The organism is Gammaproteobacteria bacterium (assembly GCA_016765075.1).
Lineage (GTDB): Bacteria > Pseudomonadota > Gammaproteobacteria.
In genome coordinates, this window is record JAESQP010000053.1 from 1 (window position 1) to 10,036 (window position 10,036).

Annotated in this window: 16 protein-coding genes; 1 reads left to right on the forward strand and 15 read right to left on the reverse strand. The window is 46.6% G+C overall.

The annotated features are described in order from the left end of the window. Positions 1-119 precede the first annotated feature (119 nt). From JKY90_03100 to JKY90_03140, 9 genes are all read right to left on the reverse strand, one after another. On the reverse strand, positions 120-1,187 hold the full coding sequence (locus JKY90_03100; GenBank protein MBL4851255.1) for an SUMF1/EgtB/PvdO family nonheme iron enzyme: 1,068 nt from the start codon (positions 1,185-1,187) through the stop codon (positions 120-122). 5 nt (positions 1,188-1,192) lie between these two features. Beyond that, a complete protein-coding gene (locus JKY90_03105) occupies positions 1,193-1,672 on the reverse strand; it encodes a hypothetical protein (GenBank protein ID MBL4851256.1) in 480 nt (159 codons plus the stop codon). After that, positions 1,656-2,189, reverse strand: a complete 534-nt coding sequence (locus tag JKY90_03110) for a cytochrome c (GenBank protein MBL4851257.1) — start codon at positions 2,187-2,189, stop codon at positions 1,656-1,658. The genes JKY90_03105 and JKY90_03110 overlap by 17 nt, the downstream gene beginning before the upstream one ends. Before the next feature lie 6 nt (positions 2,190-2,195). Further along, complete coding sequence (locus tag JKY90_03115; GenBank protein MBL4851258.1) at positions 2,196-2,480, reverse strand: hypothetical protein; 285 nt, start codon at positions 2,478-2,480, stop codon at positions 2,196-2,198. A gap of 9 nt (positions 2,481-2,489) precedes the next feature. Then, complete coding sequence (locus JKY90_03120) at positions 2,490-2,786, reverse strand: hypothetical protein (GenBank protein ID MBL4851259.1); 297 nt, start codon at positions 2,784-2,786, stop codon at positions 2,490-2,492. A gap of 284 nt (positions 2,787-3,070) precedes the next feature. Further along, positions 3,071-3,700: a hypothetical protein gene (locus JKY90_03125; protein ID MBL4851260.1), complete on the reverse strand. Its 630-nt coding sequence runs from the start codon at positions 3,698-3,700 to the stop codon at positions 3,071-3,073. Between the two features lie 43 nt (positions 3,701-3,743). Continuing rightward, on the reverse strand, positions 3,744-4,694 hold the full coding sequence (locus tag JKY90_03130; GenBank protein ID MBL4851261.1) for a cbb3-type cytochrome c oxidase subunit II: 951 nt from the start codon (positions 4,692-4,694) through the stop codon (positions 3,744-3,746). Positions 4,695-4,750: 56 nt separating this feature from the next. After that, positions 4,751-6,157 (reverse strand): cbb3-type cytochrome c oxidase subunit I, encoded by a 1,407-nt coding sequence (locus JKY90_03135; GenBank protein MBL4851262.1) that lies wholly within the window; start codon positions 6,155-6,157, stop codon positions 4,751-4,753. 223 nt (positions 6,158-6,380) lie between these two features. Next, entirely contained in the window at positions 6,381-6,668 is a 288-nt protein-coding gene (locus tag JKY90_03140; GenBank protein ID MBL4851263.1) for a hypothetical protein, read from the reverse strand. Positions 6,669-6,900: 232 nt separating this feature from the next. Here JKY90_03140 and JKY90_03145 point away from each other — a divergent pair, with 232 nt between their 5' ends. Continuing rightward, entirely contained in the window at positions 6,901-7,131 is a 231-nt protein-coding gene (locus JKY90_03145; protein ID MBL4851264.1) for a hypothetical protein, read from the forward strand. Between the two features lie 16 nt (positions 7,132-7,147). On the opposite strand, the gene JKY90_03150 is transcribed toward JKY90_03145, so the two are convergent. The 6 genes from JKY90_03150 to JKY90_03175 form a co-directional block, all read right to left on the reverse strand. After that, positions 7,148-7,600 carry a hypothetical protein gene (locus tag JKY90_03150; GenBank protein MBL4851265.1) on the reverse strand — a complete coding sequence of 151 codons (453 nt, stop codon included), beginning with the start codon at positions 7,598-7,600 and terminating at the stop codon, positions 7,148-7,150. Between the two features lie 4 nt (positions 7,601-7,604). Then, positions 7,605-8,105, reverse strand: coding sequence for a thioredoxin family protein (locus JKY90_03155; protein MBL4851266.1), 501 nt, complete (start codon positions 8,103-8,105; stop codon positions 7,605-7,607). A gap of 16 nt (positions 8,106-8,121) precedes the next feature. Next, positions 8,122-8,664, reverse strand: a complete 543-nt coding sequence (locus JKY90_03160) for a cbb3-type cytochrome c oxidase subunit I (GenBank protein MBL4851267.1) — start codon at positions 8,662-8,664, stop codon at positions 8,122-8,124. After that, the gene (locus tag JKY90_03165; protein ID MBL4851268.1) at positions 8,661-9,293 is read right to left on the reverse strand and encodes a cytochrome c; all 633 of its coding nucleotides are present in this window, start codon (positions 9,291-9,293) and stop codon (positions 8,661-8,663) included. Before JKY90_03165 ends, JKY90_03160 begins: the two co-directional genes overlap by 4 nt. 105 nt (positions 9,294-9,398) lie before the next feature. Next, positions 9,399-9,755 (reverse strand): c-type cytochrome, encoded by a 357-nt coding sequence (locus JKY90_03170; GenBank protein ID MBL4851269.1) that lies wholly within the window; start codon positions 9,753-9,755, stop codon positions 9,399-9,401. Between the two features lie 5 nt (positions 9,756-9,760). Next, positions 9,761-10,036, reverse strand: a 276-nt coding sequence (locus JKY90_03175) for a hypothetical protein (protein MBL4851270.1), incomplete at its 5' end; no start/stop codon positions are given.

Here is a 10,036-nt window from a genome sequence, read left to right on the forward strand (position 1 = left end):
GAAAATTGTCCAAGGCGTTTCAATCGTGACATGAAGAAAACTATAACTATCAAGACCTGCTTGTGCCGATACTGGTAACAGCAATAGCAATAAGTAGGCGTATTTAAAATGGGACATAATTAACCTGATTTAGCTGCGACATCTTTACTACAGCGAAAGCCGTAAAAATCTGAGGCATAGTGTGGAAACGAGTAATTGCGGTGATAAGACGCGGTAGCAAACGGATCACTCTTAAATGAGCCGCCACGCATAACAACATAGGTTGCTTCGACCTCAATCAGATCCACCACCTTGAGGGACCTATCTAACGATGTCGTTGCTTTGCCTACCTTAGGTATAAACAACTCTGCCGACGCAGCACTACCTTGATAGGCTTTGAATTCATCTGCCGTCCACTCACTGACATTACCGGCCATATCAAATACACCATAAGGGCTTGCTCCCGCTGCATAACGTGTGACATCGGTCGCCGAACCTACGTTGTAATAGGTATTGAGGTTGTCTGAATCCATAATATTACCCCACGGCCAACGTCGACCATCCTCTCCACGCGCTGCTTTTTCCCATTCCATCTCACGTGGCAACCTGGCGTCAACCCAATCGCAATATGCTGCGGCGTCATACCAGGAAACCATAGTCACCGGAGCCAACAAATCACCTGGATTCATGCGGCCATTGCCCCAATGCAAGGGGGGGCGATACTCGGCATCGGCGACAAAACGCGCGTATTCCGCATTGGTCACAGGATATTTTCTAATTTCATAAGCAGCAAGCGACGGCCTGTGTTCGGGCTTATCTTGATCGTTCGCCAGCTTGCGATCAGTACCCATAATAAATTCACCTGCGGGTATTGTTACCCACGCACCCAGTTCTAGCCACATATCGTCTTTCAGCAATTGCTCGGCTTGATCAATGCTGTACGTGGTAGCGACTGTATTTAACGCTTCATTCTCGCGATGGCGAGTAATGTCTTCACCCGCTGCACGAATACGCGACGCCATCTCCGACACATCATAAGTGGCATTGGCGCGCATTTGCTCGATACGACTACCGCCTAACTGGACTATATGATAAAACGCAAAAACAGTTGCCGCAGCTACGCAGGTAACTAAAGTCGCAGCGAGATAGCTTTTACGCTTATCCCGTTCGGCCTCGCTCATTTCAGGTCGATGGTTGTTTGCCTGCATACTTGCTAACCTGATTTAGGTTCGTCAGGCCTATCTTTAGGCGGGTCTTTGTAAACCACATGGCGCGGCATGCGGCCATAGGTTTTTTTGACCCATAGCTCACCAAGTATGCCACCCACCGCTGCCGCTTCAATCGCAACGATAATAATAAAACCCATATAACCCAGAGGGAGTAGGCGCATATCATCAGGTACCGCCGTCCTGTCCATTAAGGTGATAAAGTACTGCGACAAATAAACGATCAGTGCGGGAAAATAGCACAGTACTTTACCGCCGAGACCATAAATAAGAGAAACAATCACCCCTGCAATAAAGGGTGTTAAAACTAGCCCAATAAACAGGCTGGGATGGAAATAAGAGGTCAAATCACCAAACAGCTCCATGCGCACACCGAGCAATTGGTTTAGCGCATACATTACCGCGGAGCCACTTAGAATCGCAAACAAGGCCCATTTCAGGGTTTCTAATTTATTGCTGATTACCATTATCTGAGCCGGCATCTAAATCGGCGCCTGGGCCGGGCCATTCATTGCCCGTTAATTTTTTATATTCTAGCTTTTTAAGGTCTTCAAGATACCAGTCTTCGACTTTCAAACTTGCTATGTAGGCGGCCAAGGTTCGCCTATCTTGCTCTGTCAGGTGAGCGTACGACGGCATGCTCCATTCCGCTTTCAAACGACCTTTAAGTATAGCTTGCGGGTTTTCTGACGAAAAATAGTCAAACAACCATTGTTCAGAACGCAGCGAACCCATTCCATCCAACATAGGCGCAGGAACAGTCGCCATAAGATTTTTCAGCGTCCATAGCGCATGGCATTTTTTACAGTTTTGCGCTTTATAAATTTTATCGCCAGCACGAGTAAGCTCTTTTGAAGCGGTGCTGTAAAAGGGGATCGATTTTTCCTGGCTGGGTAAGGCAGCATAGCCAAAGTAATTGCGCACCATCAAGCCGATGATAAGCACCGCCATGCCACCCAATATCCATTTTTCACCGAGACGCATTAGCTGCTAGCTACCTTGCTCAGCCTTGCGTAGCGCTGCTTTTTCTGCAAGTACTTCCGTGCGACGCTTTTCTTGCGCTGCATTAACTTCTTGTGACTTGGCAAACTCTTCTGGACTCATCTTAGGTTTGTCATGTTCATCAAACACAAGATATTTAATATCTTCATCAAACTGTTCATTCTTATAAGCCCAGCGAAGACCAATAATTGCAGCAATGATAATACCGCCCGCTGCAACCATCCAAAGGTAAATTGTCCAGCCATCAGGCAGGGATTGCATAAATTCGGTCATCGGACTCTCCTAGATAAGCTGGCCAAAAAGTAATTGTGCCGCACCGTACACCACAGCGCAAACCAAACCAAATACCAACCAGGCAAACAGTATAATTTCACCACGGCGCATACTTTCACCACGGCGCATACTTTCTTTTTTTGCATCACGCGCAAATTTGTAAACTATCACAGCAAATAAAACAATGCCGGCCATCATAAAGAAAAATATGCCAATACTGTATTCTTGGGACTTCATGCCCTCGATGGTGAATCGGTCTAGATCCTCATCGGAGAGCACAATAGCTTGCTGGTCGCTATTATTCATCGTGGCCTACGAACGCTAACATACTAATAGACCACATTAGGTAGGAAAAGGTTTAATATTTTTGAAGAAAAATGCCGCCCCCTGTCTGACAGGTGAGCGGCATTTTTATCATCCAGCAGACCAAGAAATAGCCTGCTATTTGTCTTGCTTTTCTTTATCCGACTTATCAAAATTATCAATAAAAAAGCTATAAATATAAGGCGCAACAAACACAACTAAAATCGGTATCAACAGTATTAATGGTGGGTTATCAATCTCTAACATTTCATCACCTGCAAAGTAAATTAGTGGCCAATTGAATGATCGGGTTCCCAATCAGAGGGTGGTAAACGTTTAACCACGATAGTCACCGCTATACAAAAATAGATCACATAGAAAACATCGATGGTATAACCCAAATCCCATGATGGCTGGACACGAATTTTAACGCCATCATCACGAAATTCACCTTCAAAATTCGCTAAGGCAACATCTTGACCCACAACGGTGTAGTAATCCATGTCAGCATTCACACGCTGCAATTCAATGATCTGGTCTTTAATCAAACGCAGGTCATTCATCGTCACTGGATGTCGGTCTTGATGGCCAGCCCAATCAGAGCCTTGCGACCTCACTGTATCAACAATATAATCCATCTTGGCTTCGTCATCAGCCAATGCCGCCACTTCGGGTGTATCCATAAGCGCGATATATTCTTCATAAATAATCGCCATCGGACGCTGACCCCATAATGGAGCAGTCACCAAAAACGCGGTGATAATGGTGAGAACCAACAACCATACAACAGCTTCTGGCAAGCGCTTATTATCTTCCATAATACCGCCCAAGCTTTCATGCTCCCAAACGTGCTTAGCATGTTCGTTCTGGTCATCGCTCGCCATCGTATGGAGCGGTTTATCGTATTTCCAAGCCATGAGGCTATTCCTCCAATAGGAACTTAAATTGCGGAAAACTTAATTATTTCAAACTCAAGATAAAGTCCATAAGATAACGGATTTCGCTATTCGGCGCATAATCCGGAACGATTGGTGGATAAAAGCTCTCACCATCAACATAGTCATTGTAATCTGCGCGCCATTGATCGTAGTCGATGTCATTGCCATCGACATCGACTTTACCCCAAAGGTAGTCGAAGCGAGGCATGATGGAATGCGGCTGAACCAGCCTTGGATTAAAGAAGTGCATCATCATCCATTCTTTTGATGAGTTACGTGAACCGACATGCAAGAGATCAGGCCCTTTACGGTCTGAACCAAATGCAGTTGGCGCTTCACCGTTAAAGTCACCCAAACGTGGTGGCAAACCAAAGTACTGCCAATCCTGGGTCTGCTCAGGCAACAGTGTGTGACACCACCAGCAACCTTCGCGCACAAACATCGTTTTACCACTACCAACATGATGCTTGTCGCTGTCAGTGGCAGCTGTCAACACTGACTCAGCACTCCAGTTACGTGTTGCACTGACATTTTCAATGTAAGAAAATGTTTCACCTTCATAGTCACCACGTGACACCAAAAATACAGCGCCTTCGGACTCAACAGCATCGCCAACCCGACCCTCTTCTGCGCTCAAGGCTTGAACTGCTGCACCCAAAATATTCGGGTTACGAATCGCGCTAGGGAAAGGTGTGCCTGCCGCATAGACATAAGCACTCACTGGATCAATATCCGCGCCGCTGACTGGGTCTTTTTTGATCGTAATCGTCAATGGTTTACCTTTACCCTGCAACCAAGGGTCTGCGTAAGAAAAGCCGGAGTTATGGCCATAGGACAAACCTTTGACCAGACCGGTTTCCGTTACGCCCACACTATAGATCGTCAGGCTGGGCATATAGAGGGTGATCAGCATTGAGCCACCCAGGGCGATACCAAACATGCGGGTACCAATTTTATATTCTCTAAAAGCCATTCTTCTTTACTCCGCTAAAGCTTAACGCTATTCGTTATGACTGATACGAGCAGCGATTAACGTTCGTAAGCGATTTCATGTGGCAAGCGCCCTACTGGTACTGGCGTGCCAGCACGCGCTGTCATCCACATATTGTAGAGCCAGACAACGTTACCAGTGAATACCATAGTACCGCCAACCCAACGCGCAATCATATAGGGATGCTCTGCAATCACCACATCGATATACGGCACTTCGTAGATCTTGGCAGCACCCTGAATCAAACCGGCAATAGTAATCGAGATCCAGTAGGTAGCAAAACCAATCAGCAAGAACCAGAAATGAAAGTTAGCCAATGCTAATGAGTACAACTTGCGACGTAGAATCGTCTGCAAACCATAGTACACCGCAGCTGCCTCAAGGAAGGTTGAGAAACCCAACAAGGCCAAGTGAGCATGGGCAACGATCCAGCCGGTACCATGAACATACCAGTTAATCGCTCGCGTCTGCTGGAACCCCCCCTGCATATTCAATGGAATTGCCAACATAACACCCGAAATGGTGAAGCGAATTTCGATGTTATCAACAAAGTAATGCCATTTGCCGGTCATAGTAAGTAACAAGTTAGACACAAATGCAATCGCTGGCACCAGAATTAATACGCCTTCAACTGAGGCGAAAGATTTCAACCATTCAGGCAATGGTGATGACATCAAATGGTGAGCCGCTGGTGTTGAGTAGAACACCACCACTGACCAGAAATGCAAGTGGCCAATACGATGAGAGTACAGTGGGTTACCGGTAATTTTCGGTACGGTGTAATAGGCAATCGCCGCCGCCACTGGGGTAATCCACAAACCAAGAATGTTATGCGCGTGCCACCAAGTCAAATAGGCTTCGGTTAAACCGGTGAGAGAGAAATACTCTGGCAGGTTGCCAACAAGCACCACAATCAGCAGCATGAATATAGCCGAACCAAAAAACCAGTTAGTGGTGTAAATACCCTGCGTCTTACGATTTATAATGGTCATCCAGACGTTCATCCCCAGCGGCAACAACACTGCAAACAGGAGAATCAAATCAATCGGCCATGGAAAATCAGTGTATTCACGGCCTGAAGTGACACCGACCCACATCAGACACAAAGCAATAGAAAGACTAAGATTCCAATTAAAACAAGTCCAAACACCCAGCTTTTCAGACCAGAGCTTGGTATTACCTAACGCTGGCGTGATGTACATAAAGGCCATCGCAAATGCCATCGAAATCCAGCCGAAAATAACGGCCATAACGTGAACTTGGCGCATATGACCAAAAGCAAACATGTAGCTACCGGTAACAAAATCAGGGAAAGCAAGTTTCGCCGCATTGAAAGAACCTAGCCCTGTGCCAATTATGAACCAAATAATGGACGAAAACCCAAAAAAGACAGCCGCAGAACCTGCGGGAATATCTTCGTTCTTGGCAAAGAGATACTTGAACATGAAACCTGTACTCCGTTTAAAACGTAAACTTAATATTAAAAATTATTACCCAAAAATGGTGCTGCTTTCGACCGCTTTATTTGAACTAAGCGCGGCCTAATGTTTACCTGGCATCATCAAATACCACGCGAACCACATGCTTGAGAAAGCCAGCACAATACAAAATACCGTTGCAATAACAGTCATCATTACTATTTATTCCTCTATTCAGCAAGTGTCGCGCCTAGGTGGCAGCACGTGCTCGCGCTTCCAACACGCCATGGCGTGAAACGGCAACCATCATGATGGCCATAAAAGCAAAACCAAACACGAGCATACACCACATCATGAAACCCATAAAAGTGGTTGGATCATAAACTGAGGAACCCCAACCGCCCCAGTCGTCAAAACGACCGCGACCCAAAGCGCACATCATAGCGGCACCAAAGACGCTGCCATTGCCCATGCCGGTGGTAACACCCGCCACCAGACTCACCCAAAAAGTTTTCGAATATGGCACTAAATTGTCCATATTAACTCCTCATTTTCATGCCACGCGCAATTGCTTGCCTTGGCGTATTCAGTATGGTTCACAAAGAGGCAAGCCGAACGCTCAGGCTTACCCTACAAAAAGTCGGGGGAATATTCACATAATGGCTCTTTTGAGTCAAGTCTTGATGCGCCTTGAACACAAAATGAATAAATACTTTTATAACAACAAATTCGTTTAAAATATAAATAATTCAATCAATTAGTGATACGCAATGGCTCATAAAAACTGGCAAAACTGGATATCTCTAAAAGAAATTATTCTCTATCTCATCGTTATTGCTAGCAGTTTATTCATAAGTGGCTATTCAGTACACATGTTGATCGGTGGGCTGGTTAGCGAAACAACCGAATACATTGTTATCGCTGTGGTATGTGGGCTGATGACACTCATTATCGGCTTCATGGTCTACGACGTCAAAAAACATCGCCAAGAACAAGGCTGAGAAGCCCTCAGACCGATTATTTATAGATGCGAAGACTGGCTAGCGCATCTTCGTAAACAGCCAGAGACTCAAACTGGCCGCGATGGAAGACGTATTGACGCTTCTTGCCAGACATATCGACCCCGGTCAAACCAAATGACTTACCAGCGTAATCGGAAAAAAAACGTACCTCTTTCGCCAGCGCAACCTGCTCATCATTACGTAATTTAACCGTGACATGCTGTTTGCTAACACTTATCGCAACTGGCGCGCTCGGCAACAGCATAAGCCGACCAGAAAGGATTCGGTTGCCACCAATAAACGCCATAAAACTGGCGAGAAACATCAGCAAGTAGGCGATCACTTGATTGTTCTGATGCCATAGCACTAGCGAATAGGCGCCAAGCAGAATAACCACCGGCAAATACAATAAGGCATCCCATGCTGCACCACGGCGATCAGGCGTCAGCCTGTAATCACTGTTCGCCATAGAGCTATCCTGCGTCGGCCAATGTCTCTGTCAACAAAGCGTCCATTTCACCATAAAGCATACGGCCAGGGCGCCTGAATTTAACTTCCTGATCAGCACCAATGACGAAAGTCCATGGGTCGCCCAGCACACCAAAAGCAGTAAACGCTTCGGGGTTCATGTATTGATCCATATGCAAAAACAACACGTCATCACCGTATTTATTCACCATCGCTTTTAGCATCTGTAACTGCTTGTCGCATACGGTGCAATGCCCAGGCGTGGCAAATTCTAGTAAAATCGGCTTGTTCTTCGTTAATGCCTCATCAAGCGATAATTGATACATACGCGCATCAGGATGCCGGTACGTCGTAATACGGCTAAAATCACCGCGCACATCGGCCAAGGTCTTGGTTTTAAGCGAAGGCGCCAGCTCACCCACCTTTAACTGCCCAGGGTTAATGTCGCAGGCAGCCAAAAGCATTACCATCGTGATAACCATAAATATTGCTGTATATCGTTTCATCTCAAATTGACCTATGTCACTGTGCTGTGTTAGCAACGTCTTTTTCCCAACCAACACAACTACGAAAAATATTGTAGCCCCAAATACAGTTGGCCAACAGCACCGTACTGCCGAAGAGTCCCATTGCTGCCAACCAGGGGCTGATGATCGCTTCCACCTCATCGGGCGGCAAACTGAGACTGGCCGTACCGCCGAGAATACCAGCAATGGTAAACAAACACACCATACCGATGAGGCCAGTGTTATGAACCCAAAAGTGCACCTTGACCAGCTTTAAACTAAAAATGGGGCGCTTGACTAAACGCGGCACAAAATAATACACCGAGGCAAAAATCGCCATCTCTACCCAGCCCAGTAAATTAATATGCGTATGCGCGCGGACAATAAGCTGGCCATGAGGGCGATGATCAACAAAGTGGCGAAACTCGGCAATACCGCCCATCAACGCGCCCCAGGAAAAGCCGATAATGCTGTAAATAATGCAGGCATAAAGAAACCACAGCGTATAACGCGTGTACTCAACGTCAGTTTCCCATGACGGATTATTTGTGGTGCTCACTCCTGTGCTGCCGGTTTTTCGACTAGGCTTTCAGGAAAAGTCGGGTCTTGTGAAAAATCCTTGGTACGCACATCTTGATACTTCTCTTTCCAACTGTCGGGCGCCCAGATACTCAGCATGCTTTCGATAAACGGTGAATGCCCGTCAGGTGGCTGCGGCGCAGTCGAGGCGCCACGCTGAGAACGCAGTTGCGACAAGAACGTTGCCATCAAGTCATGCTGTTGCGGCGTCAGCTCGGCAACATATGCAGCTTCTTTGCCCAAACCATGGTCAAAAGTGGCTGCATGATAGGTCTCCTTGTATACCGGCTCTGGGTTACCGAGAAAACTTCTGATCCAGGCCTGGCTGCGACGCGAGCCAATGCCATCGAGCGTGGTCTGGCCACCCATACTGGTGCCAGTTAAAAAAGCACGATGGCAAGACGAACAACGGTTTTGCTTGAAAATTAAATGCCCTGCATTGCCTTCTTTTGACAAATCAAAGCTAGTGAGATTTGAAAAAATCTGCTTCTTCGTCGTTAAACGATAGCCTTCCAGCGCAACATAACCCACCAGCGCCACGACTATGAACACCCCAGAAATGCCAAATAAGATCTTTTCGCCACGCTTTAATCCTGACTTCGCAGCCATAAAAAACCCCGTAATTATTCCAGATAAAAACAAAGGGTGGACAAGCCACCCTTTGTATAGTTCAAATCCGCGTCATACCATGGCGCGGCACATCACACGCTAAAACTAGTGGTAAGGCACGTGACGCTGCGGCAAGCGAGAGTTACCCATGCTGTAAGGTGAGGCTTCTTTAGAGCTCAAATATGCAGCAACGTTATTGATATCCTCATCAGACATATTCTTGGCAACATTACGCATTATTGCCTGCGTATCATTGGTGCGTGACCCATCACGCCATTGCTTCATCTGGGCAACAATATAGGTGTATTTCTGTTGGCCAATCGCCGGAAACATAGGCTCGACACCACGGCCATTATAATCGTGGCAAGAACGGCAAGCAGCAACGGTTTTCTCAGGAATGCCGTGGTTAACGATCGCCTTGCCAAGATAGGTTTCACCCACCTCAACACCATTCGCCTTCAATTCAGCTAGATCAGAAACAGATGCATCAACCGTTTCCCTGTTATGTGGCCAGTCCTCAGCCGTTTTACTGTCATCTGGCCATTCACTAATAAAGCCGCGACATCAAGACGTTCCTGCGGGGTTAAACCCTTAGCGTTGGCATTCATAATAAACATCACGGTATCTTCACGCTTATCCGTGGCGTAGTCATCCAACTGCTTGGCAATAAACTGGAAAATTTGGCCAGCCAAACGCGGGGTGCCGAAAGCGTCACAGCCCATACCGTCTGGCATGTGACAACC

Excerpts from the sequence above, each read along its gene's own strand:
- JKY90_03135 (MBL4851262.1), bottom strand. The coding sequence starts at position 6,157 with ATGTTCAAGTATCTCTTTGCCAAGAACGAAGATATTCCCGCAGGTTCT.
- JKY90_03145 (MBL4851264.1), top strand. The coding sequence starts at position 6,901 with ATGGCTCATAAAAACTGGCAAAACTGGATATCTCTAAAAGAAATTATT.
- JKY90_03100 (MBL4851255.1), bottom strand. The coding sequence starts at position 1,187 with ATGCAGGCAAACAACCATCGACCTGAAATGAGCGAGGCCGAACGGGAT.
- JKY90_03140 (MBL4851263.1), bottom strand. The coding sequence starts at position 6,668 with ATGGACAATTTAGTGCCATATTCGAAAACTTTTTGGGTGAGTCTGGTG.
- JKY90_03125 (MBL4851260.1), bottom strand. The coding sequence starts at position 3,700 with ATGGCTTGGAAATACGATAAACCGCTCCATACGATGGCGAGCGATGAC.
- JKY90_03155 (MBL4851266.1), bottom strand. The coding sequence starts at position 8,105 with ATGAAACGATATACAGCAATATTTATGGTTATCACGATGGTAATGCTT.
- JKY90_03110 (MBL4851257.1), bottom strand. The coding sequence starts at position 2,189 with ATGCGTCTCGGTGAAAAATGGATATTGGGTGGCATGGCGGTGCTTATC.
- JKY90_03165 (MBL4851268.1), bottom strand. The coding sequence starts at position 9,293 with ATGGCTGCGAAGTCAGGATTAAAGCGTGGCGAAAAGATCTTATTTGGC.
- JKY90_03115 (MBL4851258.1), bottom strand. The coding sequence starts at position 2,480 with ATGACCGAATTTATGCAATCCCTGCCTGATGGCTGGACAATTTACCTT.
- JKY90_03120 (MBL4851259.1), bottom strand. The coding sequence starts at position 2,786 with ATGAATAATAGCGACCAGCAAGCTATTGTGCTCTCCGATGAGGATCTA.
- JKY90_03130 (MBL4851261.1), bottom strand. The coding sequence starts at position 4,694 with ATGGCTTTTAGAGAATATAAAATTGGTACCCGCATGTTTGGTATCGCC.
- JKY90_03150 (MBL4851265.1), bottom strand. The coding sequence starts at position 7,600 with ATGGCGAACAGTGATTACAGGCTGACGCCTGATCGCCGTGGTGCAGCA.
- JKY90_03105 (MBL4851256.1), bottom strand. The coding sequence starts at position 1,672 with ATGGTAATCAGCAATAAATTAGAAACCCTGAAATGGGCCTTGTTTGCG.